Here is an 18,272-nt window from a genome sequence, read left to right as displayed (position 1 = left end):
TTCGAACCGCCCATGAGCGCCACCGCCCCACGCATCCACGTGCCCGAGCCGCTGACGCCCGGCGCCGAGCTGACCCTGCCCGCGCGCGCCGTGCGCCACGTACAGGTGCTGCGCATGCAGCCCGGCCAAGCACTGTGCCTGTTCCCCGGCGCCGACGCGGACAGCCACAGCGAATACCAGGCCACCATCACCGCCATGGGCCGCAGCCACGTACAGGTGCGCATCGACGGCCAGACCCAGCGCCCGCGCGAAAACGCCCTGGCCCTGCACCTGGCCGTGGGCATGCCCAGCAACGAACGCATGGACTGGCTGATAGAAAAAGCCACCGAGCTGGGCGTGGCCAGCATCCTGCCGGTGATGACCGAGCGCAGCGTGCTGCGCCTCAAGGGCGAGCGCGCCGACAAAAAACGCGCCCACTGGCAAGGCATCGCCATCGCCGCCTGTGAGCAATGCGGCCGCAACCGCGTGCCCGCCATTGCCGAGCCCACCACGCTGGCCCAGCTGCTGCGTGACCCTGCCCTGCCTGGCACGCGCCTGCTGCTCAGTCTGGCGCCGGACGCCACGCCGCTGGCGCAATGGCTGGCGCAACAACAACTGCTGCCACAGGCCAGTACCGCAACAGCTTCACCTCACTCCAGCGGGCCGCGCAGCCTGTGCGTGCTCTCCGGCCCCGAAGGCGGCCTCAGCCAAGCTGAAGAGCAACTGGCGCGCCAGCACCAATTCCACCCCATTGGCCTGGGCCCCCGGACACTGCGCGCTGACACCGCCCCGCTGACCCTGGCGGCCGTGCTGGCCTGCCTGGGCCAAGGCGCAGCGTCTGCGGCGCCTGCAGCGTCGTAAGCGCACGCGCCAGGGCAGGGCAAAGCCCGCCCCTTTTGCCAGCGCCACTCAATCGATGGTCACGCCCGTCTCTTTCACAGCCTTGGCCCAGCGCTCACGATCGCTGCGCACCAGCTGCCCCAAATCCGCCGCCGTGCCCACAAACGGCTCGCAGCCCAAGGCGCTGAGCTTCTCCTGCATCTGCGGGTGCGCCAGCGCGCGTTGCACCTCGCCCTGCAACTGCGTGACGATGGGCTCGGGTGTACCGGCCGGGGCAAACAGCGCATACCAGGGCGCTGCGCCAAAGCCTGGCAGGGTTTCATTGATGGTGGGCACATCGGGCAGCGCCGGTGTGCGTTCAGGGTTGACCACGCCCAGCACTTTCAGCTTGCCCGATTGCACGAAGCCCATCACCGAAGGCAGACTTTGCACCGACAGCGGCACCTGCCCGCTCACCACATCGGTGGCCGCGGCCGCCGAGCCCTTGTACGGCACGTGCAGCAATTCAATGCCTGCGGCCTTTTGCAACAGTGCGGCCATCAAATGGTTCAGCGTGCCATTGCCCGCCGAGGCAATGGCGTAATGCCCCGGCTTTTCCTTGGCCAGGGCGATCAGGCCGGCCATGTCGTTGGCGCCAAAATCCGGGTGCGCCACCAGCACGTAACCGGCGCGGGCAATGGGTGCCACGGGAATGAAATCCTTCTCGGGATCAAAGCCTGGGTTCTTGTACAGCGCCGGGGCGATGACCTGGGCGCTGTCGGTCGTCACCAGCAGGGTGTAGCCATCGCCGCGCGTGCGGCTCAAGGCGGCGGTGGCGCGCGTGCCGCCCGCGCCAGGGCGGTTGTCCACCACCACGCTCTGGCCCAATTGCTCGGCCAGGCGCTGCGCCAGCACGCGCGCCAGCACATCGTTGGCGCCGCCGGCGGCCTGTGGCACCACCAGCGTCACCGGCCGGGCCGGGTACTTCTCCTGCGCCAGCGCAGCGTCCGCAAGCCAGGAAGAAGCCAGCCCAGCAGCCAGCAAAGCCAGGGCCTGGCGGCGGCTGGCCGCCTGGGAAAAGGGATGCAAAGTCATGGTGTGTTTCCTCAAAAAAAGTGGGCGGCCATCCGCCAGGTCCCCCCAGCCTCCGCTGGGGGCGCTGCGATTTTCTGGTAGATCGTGCACGCCCGAGACGGGCGATGGACAGAGCAGCGCTGATTTTTGCCTGCGCTAAAGGCAGAAATATTCAAAAAACATGTAATATCCTGCCACCCCCGTTCCGGTGCGCTCATGAGGGGGTGTTGATATTTGGTTGGCGAAGCGGTTTTCGATGAAAAAGTCGCAAGTAAAAGGCGAAAACGCAGCACTTGCGGCTTTTTGACCGAAAACACTGCCGCAACACCCAATCTCAACACCCCCTGCGCCTGCTGCGGGGCGATGCATTCGTGTATCCCCATTTTGCAGAGGTTTTGCCATGCTTCGCTTTGATCTGCCCCCTGTCTGGTCTCACGTCACACGCTGGGAATCCTTCGTCAACTTCCTGTTTTGCGGCGCGGCGCTGCTGTGGTCGCCCTGGCTGATGGCCGTGCCCATGGTGCAGGGCCTGGTGCGCGGCTTCATCGGCCATTACAAGTGCCCTTCGCACCGCGTGTGGGCCAAGCTGTTCGAGGCGCGCGGCTGGGGCGGCAAAAAGGAAAACGCCGGCGCCAAGATGTTTGCCAACAAGCTGCTGTTCATTGCCAGCGCCGTCTCGCTGCTGCTGGCCTACCTGGGCAGCCCGATGTGGCAAGTGCCCTGCATTGCCGTGATGGTGCTGACCACGCTGGATTGGGCTGTGGGTTTCTGCGCCGCCTGCACGGTCTATGGCCTGTGGTACAGCAAGTTCCCGCCCAAGACCATGTGACGGCATGCGACACCTGGGGCTAACCCTAGAAAGCCGCTCGGCCGGGGTTTGGCCGCCTAGGCAGCGGACACAATAACGCCCGCAAATTTTCCCCTCTGGCTGCCAAAGGGTACGACTTTGTGCCGTGCCCTTGGGCTTCTGTGCAGGACTTCGCCGCAAAGGCTGCCTGTGCGGTTTTGGGGCGTCCTGCAAGGCGCGCCGCGCCGCCCGCCCCAATCCGCCTGGGCCGTCTGCCAGGCAAAGATTTGCACAGCCCCCTGGGGAAGGGCCGCACCGATCCGGCGCCGCCCTTCCTCAGGGGTTGTTGAGATTGGGTTTGCGAAGCGGTTTTTCGAGACCAAAGTCGCCAATGCAAGGCGAGAACGCGCGCAAGGTGTGGACACCTTGCAAGCGCTTTCAACGCAGCAGTTGCGGTGTTTTGGCCGACAACGCCGCCGCAACACTCAATCTCCACAAGCCCTAGCCTGCCACCCCTTCCGTTCAACCAAAGGAACTCCGTCAATGACTGAAGAAAAACAATCCGCATTGAACCGCCGCGAGCTGATTTCGCTGGGATTGGCAGGCGCGGGGCTGAGCCTGCTGCCTGCCAGCGGCGCTCAGGCCGCACCGGCCAAGGTCAAGACCAGCGCGCGCATCGTCATCGCAGGCGCGGGCGCAGCCGGCCTGGCCAGCGCCTCGCGCCTGGCTGCAGCGCTCGATGGCGCCAAGATCACCATCATCGACCCGCGCAAACAGCACCTCTACCAGCCCGGCTACACGCTGGTGGCCGCCGGCATCAAGCCGGAAAACTACCCAGTCTCGACCACCGCCGAATACATTCCCAAGGGCGTGGAATGGGTGGCCGAGCGCGTGGCCGAAATCGACCCCGAAGGCAATCGCGTGGTGACCGACTCAGGCAAAAGCTTTGCCTATGACTTCCTGTTCGTCACCACCGGCCTGGTGCTGGACTACGCCGCCATCGAGGGCATGGACGAAAGCCTGATCGGCCGCGAGGGCATCGGCAGCATCTACCACAGCCCGCAAGGCGCATTTGCCACCTGGCGCGAGATGGACCGCTTCACGCAAAAAGGCGGCGTGGGCGTGTTCCTGCGCCCGGCCTCTGAGATGAAGTGCGCGGGCGCGCCGCTGAAATACACCTTCCTGGTGGAGGACTACCTCAGCCGCCGTGGCGTGCGCGGGCGCTCGCAACTGATTTACAACGCCCACAGCAAGGCCTTGTTCAGCGTGCCCGTGGTGGCTGAAAAAGTGCGCATGCTGTTCCAGGAGCGCGGCGTGCAAGTCAATTACGAGCGCTCGCTCAAATCCATCGACCCGGGCCGCCGCATCGCCACCTTCAACACCACCGAGGGCACGACCGAGCTGCAATACGACTTCATCAACGTCATCCCGCCGATGAAGGCGCCCGACGCCGTGCGCAACAGCCCCCTGCCCTGGCAGGAAGGCAAATGGGCCAAGGATGGCTGGATGGAAGTGGACAAGGGCACGCTGCGCCACGTGCGCTACCCCAACGTCTTCGGCGTGGGCGACATCGCCGGCGTGCCCAAGGGCAAGACGGCCGCCAGCGTCAAGTGGCAAGTGCCCGTGGCCGTTGACCACGCCGTGGCCGAAATGGCCGGCACCACCAGCAAATCCCTCTACACCGGCTACACCTCCTGCCCGCTGGTGACGCGCCTGGGCCGCGCCATGCTGGTGGAGTTCGACTACCAGAACAACCTGCTGCCCTCCTTCCCCGGCGTCATCGCCCCGCTGGAAGAGCTTTGGGCGAGCTGGGTGCTCAAGACCACCGCCCTCAAACCCACCTACATCAGCATGCTGCGCGGCCAGGTCTGAGCGCGTGCCAACGACAAGGAGAACAACACATGAAAGAACTGGATTTTTCCTCCGTGTGGGCCGTGCTGCAGGAAATGCTGGGCGCGCCCCTGCTGATTGCCCTGCCCCTCATCAGCATCCTCGGCACACTGGCCTTCCTGCTGCTGTTGCTGCGCGAGCGCCGCCTGGCGCCCACGCGCCTGGTGGCCTGCCAATTCCTGGGCCTGCTCGGCGGCGCGCTGGCCGTGGCGCTCATGTTCCAGGTGGCATCCTCGGGCACCACCAACCCCGGCGGCGCCATCGACTGGCTGGTCATCGGCCTGGTCTACCTGCTGGGCATGATCGGCACGACCATCGTCTGCTACAGCATCGCCGGCTGGTTTCGGCAGCTGCGCGCAGCCTGAGCCCAGGGCCTGCTCAAGATTCTGAACAGGCCCTCAAGCAGCACCACCTCAAGGAGTAACCCATGCAAACCACCGACTTCGTCGCCACCCTGTTCGACGGCCACAGCAACCCGGACAAAGTCACCGTGGCCTTCACCATGGCCGTCAACGCACTCAAGAAAGGCCACAGCGCCACGCTGATCCTGATGGCCGAAGGCGTGACACTGGGCAAGCCCAAAGCCACCGAAGGCATGGACATTGGCGCCCCCTTCGAGCCCGTGCCCACCCTGCTGGGCAGCTTTCTCGAACTGGGCGGCCGCGTCGCCATCTGCAAATCCTGCATGCTGCACAACGGTCTGCAGGAAAGCGACATGGCCCCCGGCTACGACATCATCACCGCCCCGGACGTCATCGACCTGCTGATGGCCGCCAAGGGCAGCCTGCAGGTGACTTGAAGCCAGCGCACAGGGCAAGCGCCCTTCTGCCAAGGCCCGGCAGTGCATACAGCGCCGCCGGGCTTTTTTCATGCCGGCCGCACTGCCCTGTACCTTCGGCTTTCCGCCAGGCCAAAGCGCCAAACACGGCCTGGCCTCGGCCCTGCGCGTCCATCACTGCGTAGCCCCCTGCTGAACCTGCTGCAGCTGGATATATATAGCGGCCCGTCTTTACCCAAAGGGCGATCTTCGGACCCGGCTTCCAACACGTAGTGCTGCGCTGATTGATCACCGGGATTTGCTGTGCCCCCATCGGAGTGCAAAGGCCGGGTGAAGAGACTGTGAAGATGATGGCAGTCACGGCTCGCCCGTGCGCCAAAGCCCTGGTTGCGCCTTGCCTCACGATGCGCCTAGCTCGTCCGCGTCGAACTGTTCGGCCTCCATGCGGCGGCGGCGCTCGTCGAGCAGCTCGCCTTCGAACAGCCAATGCTCCGAGCCACTGGCCGCCGGCGTGCGGTAGCCCAGCTCGTGCAGCGCGGCCAGCGCCGCGGCCGAGAGGCTCATCTCCTGCCCCTGATAGCTCACCCGGTTATCCCGCAGCACCGTGGCGGTAATGGCCTCATCGCGCGAGAAATGCAGCACCGCCCCCGGATGGATGCCGAGCGCGGCCAGACGGATACGCGGGCGGCGCGACTTTTCCCTCTCCAGCGCCTGTCGGTCTTCGGCATCAGCCGCGACCTGCCCGGGCGTGACTTCCTTAAATGGGCCGATACTGATCGCCAGCACCACCTTCTCCGGATCGACACGGAAAAACTCGCGGCGCGGGTTGATGCGCTGCTCGGAAAACAGCTGGTGCAGGATGCTCTCGATCCGGCGGCAGGCATCCACCTCGGCGGCGAAGTAACATTCGAACGGTAGCGGCACGCCACTGTGCGCATTGAGCTGGGCCATGCGCGCTTCCACCGAATCGGCTTCGGTCATACCAATCTTGACGATACCGGGCATGGCTTCATTGGTCAGGACATAGACAATCTGGGGCATGGGAAAGGGTTGGCTTTTTGAAGATTGCGCAAATCACGCAACAAGATAGCTCATGCAACGGCATCTTCCAGCCCGGCGCCAGCCAGCAGCGCCTCGGCCTGCTGCAATACCGTCTGCACGGCGGCGTCTTGCAAGTCGGGCGGGTAGCCGTATTTGCGCAGGATGCGCTTGACCAGCACGCGCATGCGGGCGCGGGCAGAATCGCGCCGCGCCCAATCCACGCTGACGTTCTCGCGCAGGCTGGTCAATAGCTCGTGGGCGATGAGTTTGAGTTTGGCATCGCCCAAGATGTCCACCGCGCTCTGGTTTTCGGCCAGGGCGTCGTAGAAGGCGATTTCCTCATCCGACAAGCCTTGCTCTTCGCCCCGCTGGCGGGCGGCGCGGATGTCCTTGGCCAGTTGAATCAACTCTTGCAGCACTTCGGCGGTGGTGATGGCGTTGGCGTGATAGCGCGCCACGGCATTTTCCAGTCGCTCGGAAAACGCCCTGCTCTCGACCACATTGGCGCGACTGCGCGAGCGGATGCCGTCACCCAGCAGCTTGCGCAGGGCTTGCAGCGCCAGGTTTTTCTTTTCCATCTGCTGCACTTCGGCGAGGAATTCGTCCGAGAGGATGGAGATGTCCGGGCTTTGGATGCCCGCCGCGGCCAGAATGTCCACGATCTCGGTCGAGACCACGGCGCGGCTGACGATTTGCTGGATCGCCAGCTCGCGCTCTTGCCCGGTGATGCCCGCGCCCGCGCTGCTTTTGACCAGCGCGGCGCGGATGGCCTGAAAGAAGCCGACTTCCTCGCGGATGGCGCGCGCTTCGTCCGAAGCCGAGGCCAGGGCGAAGGCCTTGGACAAGGCCAGCACCGCGTCCTGATAGCGGCGGTGGGCGTTCTTCTTGCCTTGCTCGCTGGTCTCTTGCGCCGCCCATTGTTGCTGCTTGTCCAGCACCCATTCGATCGCCCCGGCCATCATCGCCAGGCGCTGCTGCGGCGTGCCGCCCAGCGCCGTGGCGTAGTCGAAGCCGTGGAACATGTCGCGCACGATCTCGTACTTTTCCTGCATCACCGCAACCGCCTGCGCTTCGTCAATGCCGGTGTTTTCCTGATCGCTGCGGGAATACTGCTGCAAGGCCGATTTCAGGCTTTGTGCAATGCCGATGTAGTCCACGATCAGCCCGGCCGGCTTGTCGCGGAATACCCGGTTCACGCGCGCGATCGCCTGCATCAGGCCGTGGCCCTGCATGGGCTTGTCCACGTACATGGTGTGCATGCACGGCGCGTCGAAGCCGGTCAGCCACATGTCGCGCACGATCACCAGCTTGAGCGGGTCTTGCGGGTCGCGCGCCCGCCGGGCCAAAAGATCGCGCCGCGCTTGGTTGCCAATGTGCGGCTGCCACGCCTGCGGGTCGCTTGCTGCGCCGGTCATCACGATCTTGATCGCGCCGGCGCTGTCGTCCTCGCTGTGCCAGTCCGGGCGCAGCCTGATGATTTCGTCGTAGAGCGCCACGCAGATGCGGCGACTCATGCACACCACCATCGCCTTGCCCTCCAGCGCGGCCACACGGCTCTCAAAGTGCGCCACCAGATCCCGAGCCACCTGCGCAAGACGCTTGTCGCTGCCCACCAAAGCCTCGACCGTGGCCCACTTTTGCTTGAAGCGCTCCTGATCGGCCTGCGTGTCATCCTCGGTCAAGGCATCGACCTCGGCGTCAATCTTTGGCTTCTCATCCTCGTCCAGCTCAATACGCGCCAGCCGCGATTCGTAATAAATCGGTACCGTGGCGCCATCCTCGACCGCGCGGCTGATGTCGTAGACATCGATGTAGTTGCCGAATACCGCTGGCGTGTTGACATCGTCCGCCTCGATCGGCGTGCCGGTGAAACCGATGAACGACGCATTGGGCAGCGCATCGCGCATGTACTTGGCAAAGCCGTAGGAAATCTCCCCGGTTTTCGCGTCCACCCTGGCCTTGAAGCCGTACTGGCTGCGGTGCGCCTCATCGGCCATCACCACCACGTTGCTGCGCGTGGTCAGCGGCGCGGCGATCTCGCCAAACTTCTGCAAGGTGGTGAAAATCACCCCGCCTGAGGCGCGGTTCAGCAAGGCCAGCAAATGCTCGCGGCTCTCGGCCTGCACCGGCGTCTGCCGGATCAGGTCTTGGCACATCGAGAAGGTGGCAAACAACTGATCGTCCAGATCGTTGCGGTCGGTCAACACCACCAGGGTCGGATTGGTCATGGCCGGGTGTTTGACCAGCTGCCCGGCGTAAAACGCCATCAGCAGGCTTTTGCCCGAGCCCTGGGTGTGCCAGATCACGCCAGCACGTTTATCACCCGGGCGTTGCGTCTTGACGCTGGGCAGGCCATAGGCCGCGGGCTCTTCCGCCACCCCAAGCACCGGCGCGGCGGCGCGAATCGTCGATGCCACGGCATGGCGCACTGCGTGGAACTGGTGATAACCCGCGATGATCTTGGACAGCCCGGAACCGGTCTCGGCAAACACCGTGAAATCGCGCAGCAAAGCCAGCAGGCGGCGATGCTCGAACACCCCCTCGATCAGCGTGGAAAGTTCCGGCTCGCCTTTTGCGGCCACCTGCCTGCCATCGGTGGTGCGCCACGGCATGAAGCGCTCCAGATTGGCCGACAGCGACCCCACCCGCGCCGCGATGCCGTCGGACGTCACCAGCAGCACATTGCTGTGGAACAGCGCCGGAATCTGCTGCTTGTAGGTCTGCAACTGGTTGAACGCTGCCGCCAGATGCGCTCCCGCGCTGCCCGGCGCTTTCAGCTCGATCACTGCCAGCGGCAAGCCGTTGACGAACACCACCACATCCGGCCGCCGTCGGTACTGGCCGTGGATCACCACAAACTGACTCACCGCCAGCCAGTCGTTGTTGTGTGGCCGCTCAAAATCCATCAGCCAGACCTTGCCCGCCGTCAGCGTGCCATCATCGGCGTAGTACTCCACGTCCACGCCCTCGGTCATCAGCCGGTGCAGGCGGCGGTTTTCTTCCAACAAATCAGGAAAGCCGGACTGCAACACCCGCCGCACCGCGTCTTGCCGCGCCTCATCCGGCAAGCCCGGATTGAGCCGCGCCACCGCCGCCTGCAAGCGCTTTTGCAGCACCACATCGGCGTAGCTGTCCCGCTCCGGCCGCCTGCCATCCGGGCCAATCTCCTCCTCGCGCGCAATGCCATAGCCCAGCGCCTCAAGCTGCGCCAGCAGGGCTTGCTCCACCTCGGCTTCGGAAAGAAAAGCCATGTTTACCTCTCCTCGTTGCCCGGCAGAGCCAGCATGTTTTCAATCAAGCAGGCCATGCCGTAGCTCTCGCAGACCAATTAATCATATGTGCAAGTCATCCAATGACATCAAGGTAAAGCGAGGTCGGGCTTGCCCCACCTGCATTACTTTGAATTGAGCAGTTACCGGCTTATGTAGCCATTCCCGATTGAGAATATCAGGATCTTCTATAGCCTGATCCACTTTACCTCTAATGAGCCCATCTTGATCTATAAGAAAAAATTCAAACTTCCTCCCAGCAGGCAATACTCCCTGAAATTCACCGCGATAGGCTTCCGTTCGCTCTTGAATATTGTCTGACTTCAAACGCTCATGTGATTTCTTAATTTGCTCATGACCAGAATAAAGGAAAAATTGATCGGCAAACTCAAGACCACACCATGCCTCCTGTTCCACTAGCAATTCAATAAAATCATGAACTTTTTTCACTGCACGAGGATGAACCTCCTCAATTATTTCGGCAACTTCATCGTCACTACCTTCAGCGGACAATCTAAACAATGCCTCAATTTTAGTCATTGCCATTTGCGAAGTTTCCATTTCTGGAAACAATGAAGGAAAAGCCGGAGGCAGCTCAAACTCGAAACCAAACGAACCGACTGCAGTGCCTGTAATCAACAATTGGTTTTTGCCGCGGTTAGGTATAGGCCCCATATAACGTAGATTTTCACCCAGACCGGCAGCAACAGCAGCAAACGCATCGGCAAAAGCCCCAGCTGCCTTGCCTGCAAAGTCAGCAGCAATGCCATGACTTCCTAAAACTGGTCTACCACGGAACGTCAATCGCGCCCTTTGGGCAATCTCTTTCGGCAGTTTTTCCAAGGCAACCTGGGCCGACTTCAGTCTAGACTCAAGGCCAAGGCGCTCAATGACATTTTCTTGAGGAATTTCCGCCAATAGACTTTCTAGCTCCTTGATTTCGGAAGCGAGAAACAGATAAGTATTAGCCATGATGGAGCCCTCCTGCAAGACTCAAGATAGTGCGAGCATCGATATCCTTCGTCGGGTTGAGGTCAACCTGCACAAACCCCTTCCATCGCCCATCGCGGCGATGGGACCACATGCTGTACCAATAAGCAATCATCTTGACATGATGATGGGCGGTTGTTTCTCCCAGCACAAAAGGGTAAGCATCCACTGCGTAGAGTTGCTTGGTTTGTGCCGGGTCAAACAAATATGGATATCGATGAAAGAGAGAAGCTTGGGTTTGCTTTTGGGGCAAGTAGAAGAACGTCACCACATCTATATCGTTAGGCGGCCTGTCTTCCAATATCTCGATATTCTCAAGAAAACTGCCATCCAGCCACTGAAATCCAGAATTAATCCCAGCAGCATGCAAATCCGAACGAAAACGCAGCAGACCATCCAGTATATCGATACGCTCTGGCGATGTAGCAAAGCGATCTATAAACATGGATAAATCCATCGCATAAGGGGAGCGATTCGGGTTGTTGCCTGACACATCAGGGTGTATCGGTGGCAATAACCCCTCATTATCCCAATAAGGAATAGATGCTTTATTTGCCGTCATGGCCCACCCCTTTCATTGCTTTCACCAAATAAAGAAATCGAATTTTCTATAAAATTGGCATTATCCGCCACGCGTAATTCACCAGAAATCAGTTTGGGCAGCAGGGTATCGCGCAGTTGGGCGAGGGTGCGGGATTGTTGCGCGTTGCGGATCATCTGTTCAAATTGCGGCGCTATGAATGCGTCAATTTTTTCCATCTGCTCTGGCGTAGCAACTGCAATCTTCGCAGCTGTGAGGTGCTTGCGCTGAATATGCCCCATAGTTGTGGCTTTGCCTGCGGCAATGGTTCGGAAATCTGGCAAATGATGACGGGTAGCGAAGAAATAGAACCACTTTGGCACCTCGCTAGAAGTGACTTTGAAAAGATGTTGATTCAATGCGCCGCGCCCGCCATTCCAAACTTCAACTTCAAGTGACCCAGACCACGAAAACAGCACATCGCCGTCGTTGACAACATATTCGGGCTTGATTTGCGTGCTCGCCTTGTCTGCGCTATTCGTATTTCCAGCGCGCAGCTGTGCAATCTTGATGACCGGAAAGAATTCGGTTTCACTTTCAGGTGGAAATTTCTGTAGCGCAAGGCCATTCAGATAACTTGCAACTGAATCAAGCGAACGCATCTGCCAACTTTCCGGGATTTCGCCTTGTTCGGTTTCGACGAGGCGATCAGGAAAGAGGTCGTAGAGGTGTGCAGGCAGGCCGGGGATGGTTTGGCCGGGTTGCCAGCGGCCTTCCATCTTGGCGCGCACGGGTTCAAAGTCCACGAACCAGGCTTTGAACAGGGCGTGCGCCATTTCCTCCAGCGTCTTGTTTTGCTGGCGGTTCAGCTCGATTTTGTCGTCCAGCGTGCCGAGGATATGGGCGATGGCGCGTTGTTCCTGAAGCTCAGGTACACATATGATTCGAGCGTGTGCATTTTCTCGATTAAGGCCGGGCACCGCACTATCAGAGTTCATGCGGTCTAACCCCAGTGTCTTTAACAAGTAATAAGTAAACAGCAAATCACGCTGCGGCTCATCTGCAATATAGAAAACTGTGTCGATTGGCCAGAAGGCAGACTTGCTCAAAGTCACGCTGCCAACTGTCCCTTTCCTACCAATTACAACTCCGGCTGTATTTACTAATGGTTCGTTATGCGATCCGCTGACACCTGCAGAACTGATTACTGGAAACATACCAGGAGTTCGAGACCGTTCCGGCAAGGCCTTGCCATAAATGAACGGGCAGAAATCTCCAACTGTAGAAATCTTCCATTCACTCCCCATTCCCCATCTCCTTCAATTCCTGTTCCAGCGCTTCAATACTCGGCAGTTGCTCGCGCAAGCCCGGTGGCAAGTCATGCGATAGCTGGTAGCTTGCCAGTCCCAGCGGCTTGTGAATATCCGACAGCGCATATTCGGCCACCAGCCTGTCTTTGCTTTTGCACAGTAAGAGCCCGATGCTGGGCGCGTCATGCGGGCCGCGCAGTTGTTCGTCCACGGCTTTCAGATAGAAATTCAGTTTGCCGGCAAATTCCGGTTCAAAGTCCCCGGTTTTCAGTTCCACCACCACATAGCAGTGCAGGCGGGCGTGGTAGAACAGCAAGTCCAGAAAGAATTCGCGCTCGCCCACGTGCAGGGGCACTTGCCGCCCCATGTAGGCAAAGCCCGCGCCCAGCTCCAGCAGAAACTGGGTGATGTGCTCCAGCAGGGCGTTTTCCAGCGCGCGTTCGTTGTATTCGGGCGTGAGGCTCAGAAAGTCGAAGATATACGGGTCTTTCAGCACTTGCGCGGCCAAATCGGACTGCGGCTCAGGCAAGGTTTGGGCGAAGTTGTTCAACGCCTGACCTTGGCGTTGCCACAGGCCGCTTTCGATCTGGTGGGTGAGTACGGCGCGGCTCCAGCCCTGCGCCTGGGTTTGCTGCACGTAGTACAGGGCTTCGGCGCGGCTTTGGCATTGGCTGATGATGGCGAGGTTGTGTCCCCAAGGGATGGCGGTCAATTGCGCAACAAGCTGTGTCGCAATTGCGGCCTCGTCCACCCAGTACAGATGCCACTGTCGGATGCGTTCCAGGTTGCGCTTGGAAAAGCCTTTGACTTCGGGAAATGCCTGCATCAAATCGCGGCTGAGTTGCGCCAGAAAGCCGCTGCCCCAGGCGTGACGGCTTTGCCGCTCGGCAATATCCGCGCCCAGTTGCCAGTAAAAACGCAGCAATTCGCTGTTGACGGCCACGGCGGCCTTGATTTGCACGCTGCGGAAACGGCTTTTCAGCGTTTTGAGCCAGGCAAGGTATTCACCGTCTGGTGCAAGTTCGTCGCTCATGCCTCATCTCCTGGCTGCAATTCCACGTAGGCGCGCTCGATGTTGCGCTGAAATTCAGGCGGCAGACGCGCCCAGTCGTGCAGGTCTATCAGCATGGGCAGGTCGCTTTCGCGCAGGGCCTCTTGCAGGTCGCACCAGACTGCGATTGCCTGGTTCAAATTGGCCGGGTTGCGCAGCACGATGTCCAAATCGCTGCCTTCATGCGCGCCACCAGTGACGCGGCTGCCATAGACCCATACTTGAGCCTGCGGAGCATATTGCGCCAATAGTTGGCGCAGCACGGCCAGGTGGCGCGGCGACAAATCGAGCTCGGCTATCTCACGTTTCGGCATCGAACAGCTCCTGCAAACGCGCGGTCAAGTCGCGCACATCCTGCAAATAGGCGGGCAGGATTTTCAGGGTTTCATTGGCAAAACCTGCGCCGTAGTCGTGCGCGGTGGTATTGCGATTGGCGCGGTAGGCAAACCAGCGTTCCACGGCGGCTTCATCCAAAAGGCCGTGCTTCATGGCGTGGCGGAACAGGTCTTTGAAGACCAGACTGTCCACTGCACGCGGGCTGCCGCCATAGCGTTTGAGCGCCTTGCGCAACAGTTTGCCGGTGGTTTCCAGCGACAGCTCGAAGCTTTTGATCGCGGCATTGCGGAATAGGTCGTGCAATACCTCCTGTTCGGATTCCACTTGCTGCAAACGATTCACGGCCTCTTGCAAGGTGTCGGCGGTACGGCGCAGGTGTTCAACACTCAGGCTCATGCGTTTGCCTCCCGATGAAAATCAAATTTCATAGCCCAGCGCCTTCAGGTTGGCCTCGATGGCAGCATCCAGCCTGGCGCCTTCTGCACGCTGCTCACGCCACAGGGCGGACAGGCGCTGCATCTTCTCGGCAAACGGCTCACCGTCGTCCTCCTGCGCCGCCGCGCCCACGTAGCGCCCGGGGGTGAGCACATGGCCGTGCTGGCGAATTTCGTCCTGCGTGGCGGATTTGCAGAAGCCGGGGATGTCCGAATATTCACCCGCACCTGTTTCACCGCGCCAGGCGTGGTAGGTGTCGGCGATTTTTTGGATCTCCACATCGCCCAGTTCGCGCCGGGTGCGATCCACCAGCACGCCCATTTGGCGCGCGTCGATGAACAGCACCTGCCCACGCCGGTCGCGCAAGCCCTTGCCGGGGTTTTTGTTGCGCGCCAGAAACCACAGGCAGGCGGGAATCTGGGTGGAGTAGAACAGCTGCCCGGGCAGCGCCACCATGCAATCCACCGCGTCGGCTTCGAGCATGGCGCGGCGGATGTCGCCCTCGCCGGACTGGCTGGAGCTCATCGAACCATTGGCCAGCACCACGCCTGCGGTGCCATTGGGCGCCAGATGGTGATAGATGTGTTGCAGCCAGGCGTAGTTGGCATTACCCACGGGCGGCACGCCGAACTGCCAGCGCACGTCGTCGCGCAGGCGCTCGCCGCCCCAGTCGGAGATATTGAAGGGCGGGTTGGCGAGGATGTAGTCGGCCTTGAGACCCGGCAGTTCGTCCTTGTGAAAGCTGCCCTCGTTGTTCCAGCGGATGTCCGAATCGATGCCGCGCACGGCCAGGTTCATTTTGCACAACCGCCAGGTGGTGTAGTTGGACTCCTGCCCGTAGATGGCGATATCGCCGATGCGGCCGCCATGCTCGGTCACGAACTTTTCCGACTGCACAAACATCCCGCCCGAGCCGCAGCAGGGGTCGTACACGCGGCCCGAATACGGCTGGAGCATTTCCACCAGTACGCGCACCACCGAGCGCGGGGTGTAGAACTCGCCGCCACGCTTGCCTTCGGCCCCGGCGAACTGGCCGAGAAAATATTCGTACACGCGCCCAAGGATGTCTTTGGATTGGTTGCCCTCTTCGCCCAGCGCAATGCCGGAGACAAGATCAATCAGCTCACCCAGCATCACCTTGTTGAGCGCGGGCCGGGCGTAGTCCTTGGGCAGCACGCCCTTGAGCTGCTCGTTGTCCTTTTCGATGGCACGCATCGCGTCATCAATCAGGCTGCCGATGACCGGCTGCTTGGCATGCGCCTGCAAATGCGACCAGCGCGCCTCCTTGGGCACCCAGAACACGTTGTCGGCGAGGTATTCATCCGGGTCTTCGACCGCCTGCGCATCTTCGGCCAGCAGCGCCTGATGCTTGGCCTCGAAGGCATCGGAAATGTATTTGAGAAAAATCAGCCCCAACGCGACGTGCTTGTAGTCGGAAGGCTCCATATTGCCGCGCAGCTTGTCGGCGGCCTTGAAAAGCTCGGCCTCGAAGCCGAGAGCGCTGTTGTTTTGCGCGAGAGGGGTTTTGGCCATGTATCCGCTTGTCCCATGTGTTCATGATCAAGCCCTGCCAACCCGGAAAGCGCAGGCGGCGCGGCGTTGCGGAAATGATAGGGGATGGCCTGCCGCCCCAATAACAGGCCAAGACCAAAATCAGCACTGATGCCCGGCGCACTCGGGCACGCGTGGCTGACCACGGCGAAAGTGGATTTACAGCTGTTCATGCATCACGGCGCAGTAGGCTCTGCACGGCTGCCTGTAGGCAGCGAGGCGAAGCCCCCCTGCTGCGCGGCCTTGCTGCGCATCAGCACAGAGCGCGCGGCAAACTAAGGCAGCGTCTTCAGTTCTCAGGCCGGTGACGGCTGTGGACTATTGAGAAACTGCCATCCTGCCATCCTGCCATCCTGCCATCCTGCCATCCTGCCATCCTGCCATCCTGCCATCCTGCCATCACGGCAGATCGGCAATCGCTGCTGGGTCGCTCTCCTGGCGCGGGCCGATGTGGGCCCCCAGGCGCAGGCTGGGCGATTGTGGCTGGCCGCTGAGGATGGCGCCGTAGACGGTGGCGTTGGCCAGCACTTTTTGCACGTAGTCGCGCGTTTCGTTGAAGGGGATGTTCTCGGCCCAGATGGCCGTCTCCAGCACCGGGCCGTTGCGCCAGCTGCGTGGCCTCCCTGGGCCGGCGTTGTAGGCAGCAGCGGCCAGGGGCATGGAGCCGGCAAATTCATCCAGCGCCAGTTTCAGGTAGGCCGTGCCGATGGCGATGTTGGTGTCCTTGTGGTTGAGGTCGCCGGGCTTGAAGTCCTCCAGGCCGATGCGCTTGGCCGTCCAGCGGGCGGTGGCGGGCATGACTTGCATCAGCCCCGAGGCGCCAACGCTGGAGCGCGCGTCCATGATGAAGCGGCTTTCCTGGCGGATCAGGCCGTAGACGTAGGCCGGGTCGAGCTGGATTTCCTTCGTGCGGCGCACCACGTCGTCCTTGAAGGGCATGGGGTAGCGCTGGCGAAAGCTCATGAAGTCGCGCGTGCGCTCGCTGGTGTTGATGCAGCGATCCCAGACTTCGTAGCGGCAGGCCAGGTCGGCGGCGGCCAGCAGGTCGCGGTCGTTCATGCCGCCGCGCTCGTGCAGGTTGGTGGTGTAGTTCCATTCGCGCACGCCTTCGCTGCGCAGGCCAATGCTGATGGCGTAGATGCCACGCAGCAGGCCAGGATTGGTGCGCGCGCGGGCTTTCTCAGCTTCGGTGAGGGCGGCGGGCTCTGGCGCGATGCCGACTTTGCCGCCCAGCGCCTGGTAGGCCAGCTGGGCGTAAAAGTTGGTTGTGCCGGCGATGCTTTGCAAGAGGCGCTGCGCGCTGGCCTGGTCCTCGGCCCGGCCGGTGGCCTGTAGCGCGCGCGCGCGCCAGTAGGCCCAGGTGGGCGACTGTTGGTCATCGACGCTCATGGCGTCGATGGCGCGCGCCACCTGCGGCCATTGGCCAAAGCGCAAGGCCACACGGGCCTTCCAGTGCAGTTGCTCATCGAGCAGGTTGCGCGGATTTTTCACCTGCGCGAAGTAGCCCTGCGCTTGCGGCGCGAGACGGATGCCGGCCCAGCGGCCGATGGCGCCCCAGACGAAGTCGCGCTCGGCCGGGCTCATGTGCGCGGCCCATTGGCTTTGCATTTGTGCGGCGGCAGCGGCGGCATCGCTGCTGGCCAGGCGCGCCAGGGCCAGCGGCACCAGGGCGCGCCGCGCCGGGTCGCTGGCGGTGCTGCGATGGCCCAGGAAGGCTGCGGCCTTGCCCATGGCGCTGTCCACATGCGCCAGTGAGGCTGGCGCGACGATGGCCACGGCCGCACGCACCACGGCTGGGCGGTTGTGGTGCGCGCCAATGCGGGCGCGTTGCCAGACTTCCTGGGGCTTGATGCGGCCATCGGCGAAGAACTCTTGCACGGCGTGCGTGCAGCCGTCGTCGGCGCGGTTTTGCCCCCACCACAGCGACAGCACCTGCTGCGGCGCGGCAGGCGCGGCACGCCCCTGGATGTCGCTGATCAGCAGCTCATAGCATTTGACCTGGGGGTCGTCCTGCATGCGAAAGCCCTGGGCATAGTGCATGAACTCGGCCCATTGGCGGCGCTGGCCCAGCAGCAACAGCCAGTCGTTGCGCAGCCGGTCTTCAACGTAGCTGCCGCGGTAGCGCGCCAGGAAGGCGTCGACCTCGCGCCGCTCGGCATCGCGCAGGCGGTGGCTGAGCTCCCAGTACGCGCCCCAGCCCTCCAGCGCATGGCCTTGCACGCTGGGCAAGAGCTGGGCCAGGCGCACGCCATTCTTTGCCGTGTAGGCTTGGCGCATCTCCAAAATCGCCTGATCGCCGGCGCGCGACGACGCCTGCGGGGCGGTGCTGGCCGTAGGCTGCGGCTGGGCCTGCGCCGGGCCTGCGGCAGCGGCTGCCAGCAGGGCCAGAGCGGCGCAAAGTGGTGTCAGAATGGTGGTCGATCGCATGCTGGGAATTATGAA

General features: G+C 61.9%; 17 protein-coding genes. 5 read left to right on the top strand and 12 right to left on the bottom strand.

Going from position 1 to position 18,272, the window contains the following annotated elements; translation table 11 throughout:
* Positions 1-12 precede the first annotated feature (12 nt).
* Positions 13-840 (top strand): 16S rRNA (uracil(1498)-N(3))-methyltransferase, encoded by an 828-nt coding sequence (locus tag CK620_RS05475; protein ID WP_095549436.1) that lies wholly within the window; start codon positions 13-15, stop codon positions 838-840.
* 48 nt (positions 841-888) lie between these two features.
* Here CK620_RS05475 and CK620_RS05470 read toward each other — a convergent pair whose 3' ends face one another.
* Both CK620_RS05470 and CK620_RS13795 read right to left on the bottom strand, forming a co-directional pair.
* The gene (locus tag CK620_RS05470) at positions 889-1,893 is read right to left on the bottom strand and encodes a Bug family tripartite tricarboxylate transporter substrate binding protein (protein ID WP_095549435.1); all 1,005 of its coding nucleotides are present in this window, start codon (positions 1,891-1,893) and stop codon (positions 889-891) included.
* Positions 1,894-2,028: 135 nt separating this feature from the next.
* Positions 2,029-2,274, bottom strand: a complete 246-nt coding sequence (locus tag CK620_RS13795; protein WP_143325951.1) for a hypothetical protein — start codon at positions 2,272-2,274, stop codon at positions 2,029-2,031.
* On the opposite strand from CK620_RS13795, the gene CK620_RS05465 reads away from it, so the two are divergent.
* From CK620_RS05465 to CK620_RS05450, 4 genes are all read left to right on the top strand, one after another.
* Complete coding sequence (locus CK620_RS05465) at positions 2,273-2,701, top strand: DUF4395 family protein (RefSeq protein WP_095541826.1); 429 nt, start codon at positions 2,273-2,275, stop codon at positions 2,699-2,701. The two genes, CK620_RS13795 and CK620_RS05465, sit on opposite strands and share 2 nt — an antisense overlap.
* 501 nt (positions 2,702-3,202) lie before the next feature.
* Complete coding sequence (locus CK620_RS05460) at positions 3,203-4,531, top strand: NAD(P)/FAD-dependent oxidoreductase (RefSeq protein ID WP_095549434.1); 1,329 nt, start codon at positions 3,203-3,205, stop codon at positions 4,529-4,531.
* A 29-nt stretch (positions 4,532-4,560) separates the two neighbouring features.
* Complete coding sequence (locus CK620_RS05455; protein WP_095549433.1) at positions 4,561-4,914, top strand: DUF5368 family protein; 354 nt, start codon at positions 4,561-4,563, stop codon at positions 4,912-4,914.
* Positions 4,915-4,976: 62 nt separating this feature from the next.
* Positions 4,977-5,348, top strand: coding sequence for a DsrE family protein (locus tag CK620_RS05450; RefSeq protein ID WP_095541823.1), 372 nt, complete (start codon positions 4,977-4,979; stop codon positions 5,346-5,348).
* Between the two features lie 378 nt (positions 5,349-5,726).
* Here CK620_RS05450 and CK620_RS05445 read toward each other — a convergent pair whose 3' ends face one another.
* The 10 genes from CK620_RS05445 to CK620_RS05400 all read right to left on the bottom strand — a co-directional run bounded on the left by CK620_RS05445 (position 5,727) and on the right by CK620_RS05400 (position 18,257).
* A complete protein-coding gene (locus CK620_RS05445) occupies positions 5,727-6,368 on the bottom strand; it encodes a GIY-YIG nuclease family protein (RefSeq protein ID WP_095549432.1) in 642 nt (213 codons plus the stop codon).
* Positions 6,369-6,418: 50 nt separating this feature from the next.
* Positions 6,419-9,619, bottom strand: a complete 3,201-nt coding sequence (locus CK620_RS05440; protein ID WP_095549431.1) for a type I restriction endonuclease subunit R — start codon at positions 9,617-9,619, stop codon at positions 6,419-6,421.
* 81 nt (positions 9,620-9,700) lie between these two features.
* Complete coding sequence (locus tag CK620_RS05435; RefSeq protein WP_095549430.1) at positions 9,701-10,609, bottom strand: hypothetical protein; 909 nt, start codon at positions 10,607-10,609, stop codon at positions 9,701-9,703.
* The gene (locus CK620_RS05430) at positions 10,602-11,189 is read right to left on the bottom strand and encodes a DUF6932 family protein (protein WP_095549429.1); all 588 of its coding nucleotides are present in this window, start codon (positions 11,187-11,189) and stop codon (positions 10,602-10,604) included. Before CK620_RS05430 ends, CK620_RS05435 begins: the two co-directional genes overlap by 8 nt.
* Positions 11,186-12,454 (bottom strand): restriction endonuclease subunit S, encoded by a 1,269-nt coding sequence (locus CK620_RS05425; RefSeq protein ID WP_095549428.1) that lies wholly within the window; start codon positions 12,452-12,454, stop codon positions 11,186-11,188. The genes CK620_RS05430 and CK620_RS05425 overlap by 4 nt, the downstream gene beginning before the upstream one ends.
* Positions 12,444-13,490 carry a PDDEXK nuclease domain-containing protein gene (locus CK620_RS05420; protein WP_095549427.1) on the bottom strand — a complete coding sequence of 349 codons (1,047 nt, stop codon included), beginning with the start codon at positions 13,488-13,490 and terminating at the stop codon, positions 12,444-12,446. The genes CK620_RS05425 and CK620_RS05420 overlap by 11 nt, the downstream gene beginning before the upstream one ends.
* Positions 13,487-13,822, bottom strand: coding sequence for a nucleotidyltransferase family protein (locus tag CK620_RS05415; protein ID WP_095549426.1), 336 nt, complete (start codon positions 13,820-13,822; stop codon positions 13,487-13,489). The genes CK620_RS05420 and CK620_RS05415 overlap by 4 nt, the downstream gene beginning before the upstream one ends.
* Complete coding sequence (locus CK620_RS05410; RefSeq protein ID WP_095549425.1) at positions 13,809-14,240, bottom strand: nucleotidyltransferase substrate binding protein; 432 nt, start codon at positions 14,238-14,240, stop codon at positions 13,809-13,811. The genes CK620_RS05415 and CK620_RS05410 overlap by 14 nt, the downstream gene beginning before the upstream one ends.
* A gap of 21 nt (positions 14,241-14,261) precedes the next feature.
* Positions 14,262-15,812: a class I SAM-dependent DNA methyltransferase gene (locus CK620_RS05405; RefSeq protein ID WP_095549424.1), complete on the bottom strand. Its 1,551-nt coding sequence runs from the start codon at positions 15,810-15,812 to the stop codon at positions 14,262-14,264.
* Between the two features lie 417 nt (positions 15,813-16,229).
* Positions 16,230-18,257 carry a lytic transglycosylase domain-containing protein gene (locus tag CK620_RS05400; RefSeq protein WP_095549423.1) on the bottom strand — a complete coding sequence of 676 codons (2,028 nt, stop codon included), beginning with the start codon at positions 18,255-18,257 and terminating at the stop codon, positions 16,230-16,232.
* Positions 18,258-18,272 lie beyond the last annotated feature (15 nt).

This window comes from Vandammella animalimorsus (genome assembly GCF_002285285.1).
GTDB classification, from domain to species: Bacteria; Pseudomonadota; Gammaproteobacteria; order Burkholderiales; family Burkholderiaceae_C; genus Lampropedia; species Lampropedia animalimorsus.
Note: the sequence above shows the minus strand (reverse complement) of the source record. Positions and strands in the feature narration are given on the sequence as shown.